The sequence below is a fragment of the Exiguobacterium sp. SH3S3 genome, from assembly GCF_004337115.1.
In the GTDB taxonomy this organism is placed as follows: Bacteria; Bacillota; Bacilli; order Exiguobacteriales; family Exiguobacteriaceae; genus Exiguobacterium; species Exiguobacterium aurantiacum_A.
In genome coordinates this window covers 253666-269699 of record NZ_SJUU01000001.1, presented here as the reverse complement: position 1 = coordinate 269699, position 16034 = coordinate 253666, and the positions used below count along the sequence as shown (strand labels likewise).

Here is a 16034-nt window from a genome sequence, read left to right as displayed (position 1 = left end):
TTTAAATTTCCATGATGATCGGCAAGATCATCGGACGACGTTTCGTCTGTTCAAACAAGAAGACGCTGAGCCGCTCGCGGATATTTGATTTCAATTCGGTCCAATCACTTCCAGCTTCGAGACTCTTCTCAATCTGTTTCGTGACAATCCGGTTTGCTTCTGAGATCATCACTTCTGATTCGCGCATATAGACAAATCCACGCGAGATGAGTTCAGGGCCTGAAATCAACTTCTTCTGTTTACGGTTCAACGTGACGACACAGAGGACGACACCGTCTTGCGACAAGAGGCGACGGTCGCGGAGAACGATATTCCCGACGTCCCCGACACCGATTCCATCGATCAAGACGTTGCCGGCAGGAACTTTACGGCTCATCCGGGCTTTGCGGCCCGTGAACTCGACGACGTCACCTTTCTCGACGATAAAGATGTTACTTGAATTGATCCCGACCTGTTGGGCGAGTTTCGAGTGGGCCATCTGCATCCGGTACTCCCCGTGAATCGGGAGGAAGTATTTCGGCTTGACGAGGTTGAGCATGAGCTTGAGCTCTTCAGCCGAACCGTGACCGGATACGTGCACTTTACGCTGGTTATAGATGACGTTCGCACCAGAACGGAATAAGAGATCGATCGTTTTCGAGACCGATTTTTCGTTACCCGGAATTGGCGTCGCCGCGATCACCACGGTATCATTCAAGCGAATATTCACTTGTTTGTGGGCGTTACGCGCCATGCGCGTCAAAGCCGCCATCGGCTCACCTTGTGAACCGGTCGTCAAGATGACGACTTTATCGTCCGGCAAACGGTTCACTTGCGAGAGCTCGACGAGCGTCTTCGGCTTGAAACGAAGGTAGTTCAGACGTTGTGCGACTTCGACGATGTTGACCATGCTGCGTCCGACGACTGCGACTTTACGGTCGTTCGCCTCGGCTGCAGCAAATACTTGTTGCAAACGATGGACGTTCGAAGCGAACGACGCGACGATCACACGCCCCTCGGCTTGATAGATCACATCGTTTAATTCAGCACCGACTAACGATTCAGACCCTGTTTGGCCTGGTCGTTCCGCGTTTGTTGAATCTGACAATAAACAGAGCACACCGCGCTGACCGATGGCTGCTAACTTGTTAAAGTCAGACTGCTTCCCATCGACCGGCGTGTAGTCGAATTTAAAGTCGCCGGTATGAACGATCGCGCCTTGTGACGTTTGAATGCAGACACCGACACAGTCAGGGATTGAATGGTTGACGCGGAAGAAAGTGATGAAATGATCAGCGATAGTCAATTTCGTTTTAGCGTCAATCAATCTAAGGTCGACTTCTTTCAATAAGCCTGCCTCTTTTAACTTGAGCTCGATTAAACCGAGCGTCAATTTCGTCCCGTAGACCGGGACATGCTTCAAGTCACGGAGTACGTAGCTGAGTCCACCGATATGGTCTTCGTGACCATGGGTGATGAAAATAGCGCGTACCCGATCTTTGTTTTCTTTTAAATACGTAATGTCCGGGATGACGATATCAATCCCGAGCATCTCATCGCCTGGAAACATAAGGCCGGCATCGATGACGAAGATGTCGTCGTCTAGTTCCACGACGTACATGTTCTTCCCGATTTCGCCTACGCCACCAAGCGCAAAGACGCTAACGTTCTCTGTCTTCTTCTTTGACACTAACAAAAACCTCCTAGATGATTCATATTCTGTTTCGTCCACTTATCGCTACTGAATATTGTATCGGAAAAAACGCTTATATGCCACCATTTCCGTTCAATCGACTAGAGGTTTCATCACATCAGCGAGCGGCATCGTCGCTTTAGTGTCCGGCCGCTTGCCGGCTGCGAGCTGTCGAACCGATAAGCCGAAGTCCATCTGCAAGTGTGGATAGTCCGGAAAACTTCTCCAATCCCCACCCCATTCGAAGCCGAGTGCCTTTCCGAGTTCACCGAGTTCTTGCCAGTCGGGTTCCCCCGACTTATTGTGATCTGCGCTCAAATCGTAGTCGGCCCGGTTATCGTGGATGATGACAAAATCGACCGCGAGTCCATAGTTATGATAACTTTGTCCCGCCTTGGCGTTCGTCACGACTTGCCCTGGTTTTGAGCGTCCTTGCGCGTAGAGCGCATTCTGCTCATCGGCCGAACGATAGCCTGACGTCAAGCGGACCTCAAGCCCGAGACATGAATACGCCAGTCTTACGAACGATTCGCCACGATCTCGCACATGAGGATGCAAGTTGGCAAACGCCTTGTCACTACGGTCGACAATCGTTTGTTCCGAGCGCGGGCTCCGTTCGCACATCCCGGCTTCGAACGTCGGTTCATCGACCCAAGGCATTGGCCCGGGCCGCGAGAACGTATACGCCAAGAAGATCCCAATCAAAAACGCCGTCATCGCAAACGTCAAAACGCCTGACCATTTCATCTTCTTAACCGTTTACGGAGTCCTTTGACGAGCGGTAACCCTGTCTCGAGGGCAAAGTAGAGCGGCCGGTTCAAGACGAGGTCGAACTCGCCGACTTTCTCGATTTGATCGCTGCCCCAGCCCGATTTAAACGCATACAGGCCCGCATATTCATCGTCCGGCTCCGTGCTGCCCGATACACCACCGAAATCATAGCGCTCGGCACCGCTCGCCTTGGCAGATTGCATCATCGTCCATTGCATCAAGTGGTTCGGCATGAACTCCCGAAACTCGTTCGAGGAAGCACCGTATAAGTAATACGAGCGGCGGCCGGCGAGCGTCAACAAGCCGCCCGATAACACGAGACCGTCCGGATAGCTGGCATGAAGCTGTTCGAGTTCCGGCAAGGCCGCTTCAGCTTTCACGAGTTGGTCGCGCGTCTGTTTCTGACGATTCGACAAACTGATCCGTTTTTTCTCGACCGTTTCTTTTTCCAAAGACCGTTCGATCTTGTCAAGGTCCCGTTTTGCCTTGTCGAGCGTCGCCATTTGTTGATCGAGCGCGAGTTTCGGTTCAAGTTTCGTCAAAAACAAACGAGCGTCATTCGGCTGCAGGCAATCGTACAAGTTCTCGAAGTAATCGAGCCCGCGAATGGCGAAGCCGTCACGCTCACCCGTGACTTTCATCAGTTCGGCGAACGTTTTCAAGCCGTCCCGACCGACTTCGGTACAGACAATCCCTTTACGCTCGGCAAGACGGACGTTATAGCGAAACTTATGATGGAACTTGGCGAAAATATCTTTCTCGCTCGGACGGAGGTCCGTCTCCATCGTGAAACGGGGTTGGGCATAGTCAAAGCCGCCGCCGTACCCTTTATGTGTAAAACCGAGGCTAGACATTTCCGTAAGTAAGCCCGGTACTTCGTCCCGGTCGATATTCGGATCGATTTTGATGACGATCGCCTTTTTCAGTTTGGCGACGCGTTTCGCTTCCTCGGTCAAGGCACGCAATGATGCCACGTCATCGTAATCGACGACGAAACCGCGCGGTGCGTAACAAAGCGTGAACGGTAGCTTTGGCACTTGTTTGAATAAAAGAAGCGCCACTCCTGTCGTCTCACTATTTGTAGCGACGGCAATCCGCTCAGCGGACCAACCGTTTTGTTTTTTGACGTCTGCCCAACTCGAAAGTTGGAGCAAGTCGCCGCGGTCGTGTGCTTTGACGAAATCGTCATGCTCTGTCTCTGTCAAGGTAATCGGTTGTACTGCCATAAATCAAGATTCCTCCGTATTTAAAATTGTCGCCCGGACGATCGCTTCCTCATCGAGCGGGATTTTCTCGTTACCGATGATTTGGTACTTCTCATGTCCTTTACCCGCCAACACGACGATATTATCCGCTTTGGCTAGACGCGCGGCGTAAGACACCGCTTCTTCGCGGTCGCCGATTTCAACAAAGTTGTCATGGGTCATCCCGGCGGCAATGCCGCTCGTGATCGAATCATACGCCTCAAAACGTGGATCATCCGTCGTGATGATGACGGTACCGGCATATTTTGAGGCCATCTCGCCCATTGTCGGGCGTTTCGTCACATCGCGATTCCCGCCCGTCCCAATCAAGAAGACGATGTTCTCTTTAGGGACACCGACAAGCGACTTCAAGCATTGCTCAATCCCGTCCGGTGTATGGGCATAGTCCGCATAGACGTTATACCCAGGCACGTCGAGTCGTTGCATCCGTCCTTTGGCTGGATGAATCGACTCGAGTGCTTGGATGATCTCAGGTAAGCTGTACCCAGCCGCGAGCAGGCAACCCGTCGCGAGCAACAGGTTGTATACGTTGAAACGTCCGATGAACTGGACCGTCACCGGCAGACTCGCTCCCTGATAGTTGAGACGGAAACTCGTGTCTGACAGTGTCTGAACGATGTCTGACGCTGTCACGTCCGCCATTTCGTCGATGGCGTACGTGATGACACGAGCACCCGTCATCGTCTCGTAAAGCTTGCTGTACGGATCGTCCGCATTCAAGACGGCAACTTTGTCGCGCGACGCCATCTGTCCGAGTTGAGCGAACAGCAAACCTTTGGCCCGCGCATAGTTTTCAAACGTCCCGTGAAAATCGAGATGGTCGTGCGTCAAGTTCGTGAAACCGACGATGTCGAAGTCCGTTCCGATGACACGACCTAGTTCAAGTCCGTGTGATGACACTTCCATCATCACATCGGTCACCCCTTCACCGCGCATGCGAGCGAGTAGCTGCTGAAGCTCAGAACTTTGCGGCGTCGTGTTCTTGCTCGGGACGACCGTATCGTTAATCCGGACCTCGACCGTACCGATCAATCCGGTGCTATGTCCAAGCTTTGATAAAACGTCACGTAAAATCGTCGTCGTCGTCGTTTTTCCGTTCGTCCCCGTGATGCCGAACAGACGCATCTGTTCAGACGGATAGTTATAAAATGCCGACGCTAATAAGCCGACCGTACGCGAACTATCGCGCACGAGCAGGTTTGGGACGCTGATGTCGAGCGGACGCTCACTGACGACCGCGACCGCTCCTTTACTCACCGCTAAGTCCGCATAGTCGTGGCCGTCGACGGTGTAGCCTTTAATCGCGACAAACAGCGTTCCGGGTACGACTTCCCGTGAATCGGTCGTGACATGGGTCACGTTGATGCCCTCTATAGTTGGTTGATTAATCAATTGTATCTTGGTTACTAAATCCGTTAAGTTCAAGTCTTTCCCTTCTTTCACCTGTATCCTGTCCAATGTAAAGAATACCTCTTAATCAGTGTAGAGAACTTACAATCTGGTTTCAAGTCAGTCTTCGGACGGAAGAACATATGATTTTGCTGGGACGTGCCCAAGCAGCTCCCGAATCAAGGCGTTGACTTCATCGGTTTCGATGCGGTCGATTTTATTGAGCACTTCGTCCAAATCCTCGACTTCGTCAAGTAAGACGAGGTTACGCCCGTTCCGGTTCATTCGGGCGCTCGTACTTTCGTTGCCGAGGACGAGCGAACCTTTCAACTGGCGTTTGCCTTTAGCGACTTCTTCTTCGGTTAACCCCTGCGCCTTGAGCGCTTCAAGTTCACGCTCCATGATCGTCTCGACTTGAGTGAGCGTTTCCGGTGACGTCCCGATATAAATCGTGAACGTGCCATGGTCAACGAACGTCGTATAGTACGAATAAATCGAGTAAGCTAACCCTTGTTCTTCACGAATCGATTGAAACAGCCGTGACGACATCGTCGCACCGATCGCGTTGTTTGCCAGCGCGAGGTGTGGGAGCCGGTCGTTCGTTGCCGAAATCGCCTCAAAATTCCAACAGAGGTGCGCCTGCTCCGTCTCTTTATGCTTTTTCAACACATCACTGTATAGAACCGGAATTGTCGATTCTTTCGGTGATTCCCCTGATGGGAGTTCCGCAAACCTCGACGTGACCGCTTCGACCAGCTCGTCGGTCACATGACCGGCGATCGAGACGACGACACGGTTGCCTGTATACATCGATTCGACATACCGCAACAATTGATTGCGAGAGAAGCTGAGCACGCTCGCTTCCGTCCCGAGGATCGGCTTCGCTAATATGTCTTCACGGTAGACGGCATAGGCGAGCAACTCATGCACGAGGTCTTCCGGTGTGTCTTCGTACATTTTAATCTCTTCTAACACGACCCGCTTCTCTTTTTCAAGCTCAGTCTCATCAAAGACTGAATGGAACAACATGTCGGCCAGTGCGTCGAAGGCGATGACAGCATGTTCATCGAGCGTCTTGACGTAGTAGCATGTATGGTCTTTTGAAGTGAAGGCGTTCACACTGCCGCCAAGTTCATCAAAAAACGAAGCGATTTCTTTCGCCGTTTTTGTTGTTGTGCCTTTGAACAACATATGTTCGATCAAGTGGCTGATCCCGATCTCATTGTCTTCTTCGGTCCGTGTCCCGGCTTTGATGAATACACCGGTCGATGTACTGCGGACGTCTGCCATTGGTTCGACCACGATGCGGACGCCATTCTTTAAGGTAATCCATTCCATTTTATCACTCCTATGAAAAAGGCCATCGCACCAGACGATGGCCAAAATAATTAGTTTGTTGGTCTTGACGGACGACGGTCTCCGTCACGACGCGGAGGGCGGCTGTCACGTGGCGGACGGCTCTCGCGTTGTGCTTTACGTTTCGCTTCATACGCTTCTCGCTCTTCAGGAGATAATCCTTCGACAATCAACGTTTTATGCGAGGCGTTGACGCGGCCTTTGTCGTCAATTTCTGTGACTTTGACTTTGATCGTGTCACCGAGCTTGACGACGTCTTCCACGTTGGCGACGCGGTCGAGGCTGAACTCAGAGACGTGGACGAGCGCGTCTTTGCCTTTGAACAACTCGACGAACGCGCCGAACTTCTCGATCCGACGGACTGTCGCGTCGAACACTTCGCCGACTTCGACTTCACGGACGATGTCACCGATGAGTGCCATCGCCATATCGATGCCATCTTGATCGGTCGAGGCGATGAACACCGTACCATCTTGCTCGATATCAACCTTGACACCGGTTTGGTCGATGATGCTGTTGATCATCTTACCACCAGGCCCGATGACGTCGCGAATCTTATCTGGATTGATTTTCATCGTGACGATCTTCGGAGCATACTTCGACAACTGTGGACGCGATGAGTCAAGCGTTTCGAGCATATGGTTGAGAATGTGGAGGCGGCCTGAACGAGCTTGTTCGAGCGCTTCTTCTAAAATCTCACGCGTGATGCCGGCGATTTTAATGTCCATCTGCAACGCCGTGATCCCGTCTTTCGTTCCAGCGACTTTGAAGTCCATGTCGCCGAGATGGTCTTCGAGACCTTGAATGTCAGTGAGTACTGTATAGTGTTCGCCTTCCATGATGAGACCCATCGCGATTCCCGCGACCGGTGCCTTGATTGGAACTCCGGCGTCCATGAGGGCGAGTGTCGAGCCACAGATTGAAGCCTGTGAACTCGAACCGTTCGACTCGAGCACTTCTGAGACGAGACGGATCGTATACGGGAAGTCTGCTTCTTTCGGGATGACCGGAAGAAGCGCACGTTCACCGAGCGCACCGTGACCGATCTCGCGGCGACCTGGCGCGCGAACCGGACGAGCTTCACCGACCGAGAACGGCGGGAAGTTATAATGGTGCATGAAACGTTTGTTATCTTCTAGACCGATGCCGTCGATGATTTGAGCGTCACCGATGACACCGAGTGTCGCGATCGACATGACTTGCGTCTGCCCCCGTGTGAACAAACCGACACCGTGCGCACGCGGCAGCACGCCGACTTCTGACGCGAGTGGCCGGATGACTTCCGGGCGACGGCCGTCTGGACGAACTTTATCGACCGTGATTAAACGGCGGACCTCGTCTTTGACGAACTTGTTCAAAATACCAGATACTTCTTTCAACTTGGCCGGCTCGTCAGCGAGACGCTCTTCATATGACACGACATACTTCGCGATGACTTCGTTAATTGCTTCGTCACGCGCATGTTTCTCTTCAACTTGGACGGCAGCGTTAATTTCTGGGCGAGCCGCTTCAAGTTCTTGTGATAACGCGTCGTCAAATTTAGAGACCGTGTATTCAAACTTCGGTTTCCCGACCGCTTCGACGATTTCCATTTGGAACGCGACAAGCTTTTTGATTTCTTCGTGACCGAACAAGATCGACTCGAGCATGACGTCTTCCGGCACTTCGTTCGCGCCTGCTTCGACCATGTTGATCGCAGTTGCCGTTCCGGCGACTTGAAGTTCAAGATCTGTCTTCTCGAGTTGTGCGACCGTCGGGTTGACGACGAACTGTCCGTCCACACGTCCGACCGTCGCTCCAGCGATCGGTCCGTCAAACGGGATGTCCGAGATCGACAAGGCTATCGACGTTCCGAGCATACCGGCCATCTCAGCCGAGCAGTCCGGATCGTTCGACATGACGTAAATCATGACTTGGATATCGTGACGGAATCCGTCTGGGAATAATGGACGGATTGGACGGTCGATGAGACGTGACGTTAAAATCGCATTCTCACCAGGACGACCTTCCCGACGAAGGAAACCTCCTGGGATTTTACCGACCGAGTATAATTTTTCTTCATAGTTGACCGTTAGCGGGAAGAAATCTAAATCCTTTGGTCCTTTTGAAGCTGTGACCGCGGCGAGCACGACCGTGTCTCCGTACCGGACGAGTGCAGAACCGTTCGCTTGCTTCGCGAGTTGACCTACTTCTACAGACAGCGGACGACCGCCCCATTCTGTAGAAAAAACTTGTTTCGTACCTAACATGTACATTCTCCTCTCAAACCTTATCTAGTTTATTATGTAACTCATTCATATGTTTGTCTAATGATTTTCCTCCAAAAAAAGAAGAAACGGACTAGGAACGAGTGTCCCAGTCCGTCATTTGGTCCGTTCGGATTAACGACGGAGACCAAGGCGTTGAATCAATTCACGGTAACGTGTTACGTCCTTGTTACGAAGGTACGTGAGCAAGTTACGGCGACGTCCAACCATTTTCAAAAGACCGCGACGTGAGTGGTGGTCTTTCTTATGTGTGCGAAGATGATCGTTCAAAGTGTTGATTTGTTCAGTCAAAACAGCAACTTGAACTTCCGGTGAACCAGTGTCACCTTGTTTTGTCGCGTATTCCGCGATGATTTCGTTTTTACGTTCTTTTGAGAGTGCCATTGCCTCTCCACCTCCATTTAATAGAAAATTGCCGCGTTGCCGAGCCGTCGTTGGTGAATCGTCCAGCCAAGCGAAGCGGTGTACTTTGCGTACCAAACTAGAATACATGACCCCTACTCCAAAGTCAAGATAGGATTGCCCGAGCCGCCGTCTCATCTCGTTTCAACTGAGCGATCAGCGAATCGAGTCCGTCGAACGCCCGTTCATCACGCAAATAGTGAACCCATTCGATTTCGAGCAATTGTCCGTACAAGTCCTCCGAAAAATCAAATAAATGACTTTCAATTGAGACGTCTCCCGTGTCGTAAAATGTCGGCCGTCGACCGACGTTCGTCATCGCATCAAACGTCCGGCCGTCTTCTAGGTGGACGCGGGTCGCATAAACGCCGAGCCGTGGCATGACATAAGACGCATCCATCACCATGTTTGCGGTCGGATAGCCGATCGTCCGCCCTCTGGCGTCACCATGGATGACTTCGCCACAGATGACGTAAGGCGCCCCTAACAGCTCACTCGCCAGGTCGACACTGCCTGCGCCGAGAAGTTTGCGGATCCGGGTCGAAGAGACTTTGTCACCGTCACTCGTCTGTTCGGCGACAACGGACGTCGTGAAGCGTCCTCGGGCGTGGTAGGGCATCGTCTCCATCGTCCCTTCCCCGAACTTCCCATACGAATAGTCAAATCCGGCCGTCACGTGCACGGCGCCCGCGCCGATCAAATAATCGTCGACGAACTGTTGCGGTGACAGTGATGCCAACTGTTTTGTGAACGTCAAGACGAGACAACGTTCGACACCGAGCGCGGCGATTCGCTGTAATTTCCGTTTGAGTGGCGTGATGTAACGAACAGCATCCGCATTGTTCGACAGCACTTGTTTCGGGTGCGGATCGAACGTGACGACGGTCACGGGCACGTCAAGCTGCTCCGCGCGCTGTTTGGCGTGCTCGATCACGGCTTGATGTCCGATGTGAACGCCGTCGAAGAATCCGAGTACGATGACCGAAGGGACAAACTCTGGCGTCTCGGGATGTGTGAGATGTATCGTTTCCATACTTCAAATTCCCCCTTAGTCGATTGTCAACATGACCTCGACTGTTGCGTCTGTCGTTCCGTCAAGCCGTCTATAGAGGGCGAGCGGAATTCCTTCTTCATTATAGACAGTAAACAGTTCAAATTCGAGTGAGACGTCGTTTAAGCGCCCACCGTTCCGAATATACCGTTCCCGATTGGCCGGAATGGTGATGGCCGGCCAACGTTTGATCACGTCCTCGAGCGGGATGAGCCGTTCAGCGCGTGCTTCGACCGTCTCTAACGCCGCGAGCTCCGCGAGCGTCACGGCGTCCCTTTCATCGAACGTGCCTGACCGCGTCCGACGCAGATCGCTCATATGGGCCGGATAACCGAGTCCTTCCCCGATTTGGACGGCAAGTGTCCGAATAAACGTGCCTTTTCCGCACTCGACATCAATGCGAAACCGGCAGACGCCGTCCTCGAAGACAGGTTCGTTCGTCCGTTCTAACCGGTGAATCTCGACGATGCGGCGCGGCCGTTCAACCGTCTGTCCTTTGCGGGCGTATTCGTATAGCTTCTTCCCGTTCACTTTGACGGCCGAGAAGTACGGTGGCACCTGCTCGATGCTTCCGGTCAACGTGCCGAGAACGCGGTCGATGGCTTCACCCGTGAACGCATCCGGCGCGACATCAGTTTGCGCGACGACTTCGCCGTGTGCGTCTTCCGTCATCGTTGCCGTCCCGATCGTGACTTCGGCGACGTAGCGCTTGCCCTCATCGGTCAAAAACCGGGACAGCTTCGTCGCGCGGCCGAAACAGATCGGCAACACACCGGTCACTTCCGGATCGAGCGTGCCCGTATGGCCAACTTTTTTCGTTTGAAACAGTTTACGCAGCTTGAAGACGCAATCGTGGCTCGTCATCCCGCTGTCTTTATCTAGTATTAAAATCCCTGTCGGTTCCACGTTCATTCCTCCATATCAAAAAAGGGGAGACACGAGTCCCCCCTCAATTTATTAGTCTTTATTCAAATCACGGATCAACGAATCGATATGGCTACCATATGCGACCGAAGAATCGTATTCGAACGACAATTCCGGCGTCTTACGGAGACGGATCCGGCTGCCGATTTCACGGCGGATGAAGGCGCTCGCCTTATCAAGACCTGCCTGCGTCTCAGCCTTCACGTCGGCGTCGTCTCCGAGCACCGTGTAATAGGCCGTCGCTTGTTGCAAATCTCCTGTCACGTCTACGCTCGTGATGGTCGCGTTCTTTGTACGTGGGTCGTTGACTTCGCGTAAGAGGATATCGGTGATCTCTTTACGCATCTGTTCAGCAACACGTTGGGCACGAATATTCATACGTGTTCACTCCTCGCTTTATTTACGTTCGACTTCTTTCATGATGAACGCTTCGATGACGTCCTCCACTTTGATGTCGTCGAACTTCTCTACTTTAATCCCACACTCGTAGCCTGTCGCAACTTCTTTGACATCGTCTTTGAAGCGGCGGAGCGTATCGAGTTTACCTTCGTACACAACGATCCCGTTACGGATGATGCGTACCCCGGCATCACGTGAGATTTTACCTTCAGTGACGTAACAGCCGGCAATCGTACCGACTTTTGAAACTTTGAAGACGTCACGGACTTCGACTTGTCCTGTCACTTCTTCAACGAACTCAGGGTCAAGCATCCCTTTCATCGCGCTTTCGATTTCATCGATCGCATTGTAGATGATCCGGTGCAGACGCATTTCAACGTGTTCTTGTTCGGCCATTGATCGGGCGTTACCGTCCGGACGAACGTTGAATCCGATGATGATCGCGTTCGCTGCTGAAGCGAGGATGACATCACCTTCTGTGATCGCACCGACACCTTGGTGAACGATGTTGATCTTGACGCCTGCGACGTCGATTTTGCGGAGTGATCCAGCGAGCGCTTCAGCCGATCCTTGAACGTCTGCTTTGATGATGACGTTCAAGTCTTTGACTTCGCCTTCTTGAATCCGGCTGAACAAGTCTTCAAGACTGACTTTAGCCGATTCACGGCGCTGCGACTCGAGGTAACGTTGGTAACGTTTCTCTCCGATTGCACGTGCCTTTTTCTCGTCTTCGAAGACGATGAACTGGTCACCAGCTTGTGGGACATCGTTCAATCCTGTAATTTCGATTGGCGTCGATGGGCCAACTTCTTTCACACGACGACCGATATCGTTGACCATGGCCCGGACGCGTCCGAACGTGCTGCCGACGACGATCGAGTCACCGATACGAAGTGTCCCGTGTTGAACGAGAAGCGTGGCGACAGGACCGCGGCCTTTATCGAGCTTCGCTTCGATGACCGAACCTCGAGCTGGCATTTCAGGCGTCGACTTGTACTCTTCGACTTCTGAAACGAGCAAGATCATCTCGAGCAACTCATCAATTCCCTCATCTTTCAAAGCAGAGATCGGTACGAAAATTGTTTCGCCGCCCCACTCTTCCGGTACGAGTCCGAATTCAGTCAACTCTTGTTTGACGCGGTCAGGGTTAGCCCCTTCTTTGTCCATTTTGTTGACGGCAACGATGATTGGGACGTTTGCCGCCTTCGCGTGAGAAATCGCTTCTTCTGTCTGTGGCATGACACCATCATCTGCTGCGACAACGATAATCGCGATATCCGTCACTTCAGCTCCACGGGCACGCATCGTCGTAAAGGCGGCGTGACCTGGTGTGTCGAGGAATGTGATTTTTTTACCGTTGATATCAACTTGGTACGCACCGATATGCTGCGTGATTCCACCAGCTTCGCCAGCGACGACTTTTGTGTTCCGGATCGAGTCGAGCAACGTCGTTTTACCATGGTCGACGTGACCCATGATCGTGACGACGGCAGGACGCTCAATGAGGTCGTACTCAGAGAAGTCGATTTCCACTTCTTCGAAGTCCGTCTCATCGATGATGACTTCTTTTTCGACTTCGAAACCGAATTCAGTCGCAAGCAATTCGATCGTCTCGTCATCGAGTGTTTGGTTGATCGTCGCCATGACGCCAAGACCCATCAATTTCATGATGATCTCGTTTGGCTTTTTATCCATCTTCGCCGCGAGATCCGATACGCTAAGGACATCCTCGTACTTGATGACGTTGCCCATTTCAGACTCTTGCGCTAAACGAGATGCTTTACGCTGGCTCGTTTTCGAATTTGGATCCGCTTCTAACGGGATTGCCGCTTTTGCAGGCTTCCCTTTAAATTTACCGCCGCGCTTTTTGTTGCGGTTATCGTTACGGTTGTTGCCGAAACGGTTGCCACCACGGTTGCCCGCTTGATTGCTCGGGGCGCTAGAAGTTTGTGGACGGGCTTTCGGTGCTTCTTTTTTCTCTGCTTCTTGTTTCGCAGCAGGCTTCGCTTCAGCCGGCTTCGACTCAGCAGGTTTTTCTTGCTTCTCAGCCGAACGATATTTCTCAGGGTTGAAGACACGGTCGAGTTGCTTGACCGACTCATCATCCAATACAGCCATGTGATTTTTCACTGACTTGTTCATCTTCTCGAGCTGAGTAATGACTTGTTTACTTGTTACATTCTGTTCTTTTGCAAATTCATAGACGCGTTTTCCCAAAGCATCCACCTCCGTTAATAGTTAAGAGAGAAGTTGCTTAAGCTTGTTCGCAAATCCGGATTCTGTCACAGACACGACGACTCGCATGTCTTTACCTAAAGCAGCTCCGATTGTATGTCGGTCGCTCACTTCGATTAATGGAACACCATACGATGTACATTTGTCGGTAATCCGTTTTCTCGTCGACGCTCCCGCGTCTCCGGCAAGAATGACGAGCTTGGCTCGGCCAGCCCGTACATCCTTCAAGACAAACTCTTCTCCCATCGTTACCTTCCTCGCACGTGAGGCGAGGCCTAACAATGATTCCCACTGACTCATGATTCGGCACCTGTGACAGCTTGTTCTAGCTGTTCATAAAGTGTCTCGCTCGTCTTTACTTTCAGATGATGATCAAGCGTTCGTTTTTTCTCTGCTAAACGAATCACATCGACATCTCTTGACAAATACGCGCCACGACCGTTCAGTTTGCCGGTCGTGTCGATGACGACGTCGCCTTCCGGCGTCCGTACGACACGAATCAAATCGTTCTTCGGTAACATCTCTTGAGTGATCACACATTTACGCAAAGGAAGTTTCTTTTGCTTCATGGTCATTCCTCTTCTTTTACCGCGGTTGGTTCGAGCGTCACATCAACCGAGTCAGTCTGTTCAACTTCATTGTGAACAATTTCTGGCGTTGATTCAACTTTTTCGGCATACGTATCGAACAAGTTCATGCTCTCTGCATCCGTCTCGCTCTTAATATCAATTTTCCAACCTGTCAACTTAGCGGCGAGACGCGCGTTTTGACCGCGCTTCCCGATCGCGAGCGACAATTGGTAGTCCGGCACGACGACTGTCGTCGACTTGTTCGGTTCATTGACATATACATCAACGACTTGAGCCGGGCTGAGTGCGTTTTTAACGAACTCTTTTGGATCGTTCGACCAACGGACGATGTCGATCTTCTCACCGTTCAATTCATCGACGATCGTCTGGACACGTTGCCCTTTTGGACCGACACATGCGCCGACCGGATCGACGATGTCTGAGTGGACCGCGATTTTCGAACGGTCTCCCGCTTCACGCGACACCGACATGACGTCGACCGTCCCGCTCGCGATTTCTGGAACTTCGAGTTCGAACAAACGACGAAGTAGGCCAGGATGCGTCCGCGACACTTGAATCGCCGCGCCAGAACCTTTCGTCGTCGAGTCAACTTTCGTCACGTATACTTTGATGCGTTCATGAATCTTATACGACTCGTTCGGCATCTGTTCATTCGGCGTCAACACCGCCTCGATGTTGTTCTCTAAACCGATGTACAAGTTGCGCGGGTCAAACCGCTCGACGATCCCTGTCATGATCTCGTCTTCTTTATCGACGAAGTGGTTGTAGATGCGTTCGCGCTCGGCTTCACGCATCTTTTGCGTGACGACTTGTTTGGCCGTCATCGCTGCGACACGACCGAAGTCGCTCGGTGTCACTTCTTCTTTATGGAAGTCCCCTAACTCAAAGTTCGGGTCGATCTCGTGCGCTTCTTCAAGCGAAAGCTGTTGGTCCGGATGCGTCAGGCGTTCAACGACTTCGAGAAGCGCGAACACGCGAATGTCACCTGTCACTTGGTCAAACTCAACTTTGACGTGCTCGTTCGGGTTGGCGACGTTTCGGCGATATGCCGAAATGAGCGCCTGTTCAAGCGCGTCGATGATGATTTCTTTCTCGATCCCTTTTTCTTGTGCAATCTGTTCGATTGTTGTGAGTAATTGTGGCCCCATCTTTACCTCTCCTTAACTAAACGTGACCGCTAGGCGGGCTTGTGCAATTTTATCAACCGGTAGCGATATCGCTTTTTTTCTAGTCTTGATGCGCGTTTCGACAACTGCGGTCTCGCCGTCGTACTCCGTCAAAATGCCCTCGAACTCTTTGGCACCTTCAATCGGGGCAAACGTTTTAATGTAGACGTTTTTCCCGATCGCCCGCTCAAAGTCAGTCGGCTTTTTAAGTGGTCGTTCGGCACCGGGACTCGAGACGTCAAGATAATAGGCTTGTTCGATTGGGTCGGTAGCGTTTAATTTCTCCGAGAGTTGCTCGTTGATGTTGACGCAATCATCTAAATCGACGCCCCCCGGTTTATCGATATAGACGCGCAAGAACCAGTCTGGCCCTTCTTTCACGAATTCAACATCGACCAATTCCATGTTCGCTTGCTCGACAATCGGCAACGCGATTGTTTCGACGACTTCTGTTATTTTGGACACTCTCATCCCTCCTTCTGGCTTTTACATACAAGAAAGGAGTAGGGTTCCCTACTCCTTTCCGTCGTAGTATCCAACATTGTTC

General features: G+C 51.9%; 15 protein-coding genes. All 15 read right to left on the bottom strand.

What is annotated here, in order from left to right; genetic code table 11:
- Position 1: 1 nt before the first annotated feature.
- A complete protein-coding gene (locus EVJ28_RS01350; RefSeq protein WP_070327456.1) occupies positions 2–1669 on the bottom strand; it encodes a ribonuclease J in 1668 nt (555 codons plus the stop codon).
- A 96-nt stretch (positions 1670–1765) separates the two neighbouring features.
- Entirely contained in the window at positions 1766–2419 is a 654-nt protein-coding gene (locus EVJ28_RS01345) for a M15 family metallopeptidase (protein ID WP_131456158.1), read from the bottom strand.
- A complete protein-coding gene (locus EVJ28_RS01340; RefSeq protein WP_070327458.1) occupies positions 2416–3669 on the bottom strand; it encodes a lipid II:glycine glycyltransferase FemX in 1254 nt (417 codons plus the stop codon). Before EVJ28_RS01340 ends, EVJ28_RS01345 begins: the two co-directional genes overlap by 4 nt.
- A 3-nt stretch (positions 3670–3672) precedes the next feature.
- Positions 3673–5151, bottom strand: a complete 1479-nt coding sequence (locus EVJ28_RS01335) for a UDP-N-acetylmuramoyl-L-alanyl-D-glutamate--2,6-diaminopimelate ligase (protein ID WP_131456333.1) — start codon at positions 5149–5151, stop codon at positions 3673–3675.
- 66 nt (positions 5152–5217) lie between these two features.
- The gene (locus tag EVJ28_RS01330; RefSeq protein WP_131456160.1) at positions 5218–6435 is read right to left on the bottom strand and encodes a M16 family metallopeptidase; all 1218 of its coding nucleotides are present in this window, start codon (positions 6433–6435) and stop codon (positions 5218–5220) included.
- Positions 6436–6485: 50 nt separating this feature from the next.
- Entirely contained in the window at positions 6486–8702 is a 2217-nt protein-coding gene (pnp, locus tag EVJ28_RS01325; protein ID WP_131487842.1) for a polyribonucleotide nucleotidyltransferase, read from the bottom strand.
- A gap of 132 nt (positions 8703–8834) precedes the next feature.
- Entirely contained in the window at positions 8835–9104 is a 270-nt protein-coding gene (gene rpsO / locus EVJ28_RS01320; protein ID WP_015881433.1) for a 30S ribosomal protein S15, read from the bottom strand.
- A gap of 124 nt (positions 9105–9228) precedes the next feature.
- Complete coding sequence (locus EVJ28_RS01315) at positions 9229–10155, bottom strand: bifunctional riboflavin kinase/FAD synthetase (RefSeq protein WP_131487840.1); 927 nt, start codon at positions 10153–10155, stop codon at positions 9229–9231.
- Between the two features lie 15 nt (positions 10156–10170).
- Positions 10171–11085, bottom strand: coding sequence for a tRNA pseudouridine(55) synthase TruB (gene truB, locus EVJ28_RS01310; RefSeq protein ID WP_201738392.1), 915 nt, complete (start codon positions 11083–11085; stop codon positions 10171–10173).
- 45 nt (positions 11086–11130) lie between these two features.
- Entirely contained in the window at positions 11131–11475 is a 345-nt protein-coding gene (gene rbfA / locus EVJ28_RS01305; RefSeq protein ID WP_016508272.1) for a 30S ribosome-binding factor RbfA, read from the bottom strand.
- Positions 11476–11493: 18 nt separating this feature from the next.
- Positions 11494–13713: a translation initiation factor IF-2 gene (gene infB / locus EVJ28_RS01300; protein WP_131456166.1), complete on the bottom strand. Its 2220-nt coding sequence runs from the start codon at positions 13711–13713 to the stop codon at positions 11494–11496.
- A gap of 21 nt (positions 13714–13734) precedes the next feature.
- Entirely contained in the window at positions 13735–14031 is a 297-nt protein-coding gene (locus EVJ28_RS01295) for a YlxQ family RNA-binding protein (protein ID WP_070327464.1), read from the bottom strand.
- Positions 14028–14306, bottom strand: coding sequence for an RNase P modulator RnpM (rnpM, locus tag EVJ28_RS01290; RefSeq protein ID WP_233589595.1), 279 nt, complete (start codon positions 14304–14306; stop codon positions 14028–14030). The genes EVJ28_RS01295 and rnpM overlap by 4 nt, the downstream gene beginning before the upstream one ends.
- Entirely contained in the window at positions 14303–15469 is a 1167-nt protein-coding gene (gene nusA, locus EVJ28_RS01285; RefSeq protein ID WP_070327466.1) for a transcription termination factor NusA, read from the bottom strand. Before nusA ends, rnpM begins: the two co-directional genes overlap by 4 nt.
- 12 nt (positions 15470–15481) lie before the next feature.
- Positions 15482–15952: a ribosome maturation factor RimP gene (rimP, locus tag EVJ28_RS01280; protein ID WP_070327467.1), complete on the bottom strand. Its 471-nt coding sequence runs from the start codon at positions 15950–15952 to the stop codon at positions 15482–15484.
- Positions 15953–16034 lie beyond the last annotated feature (82 nt).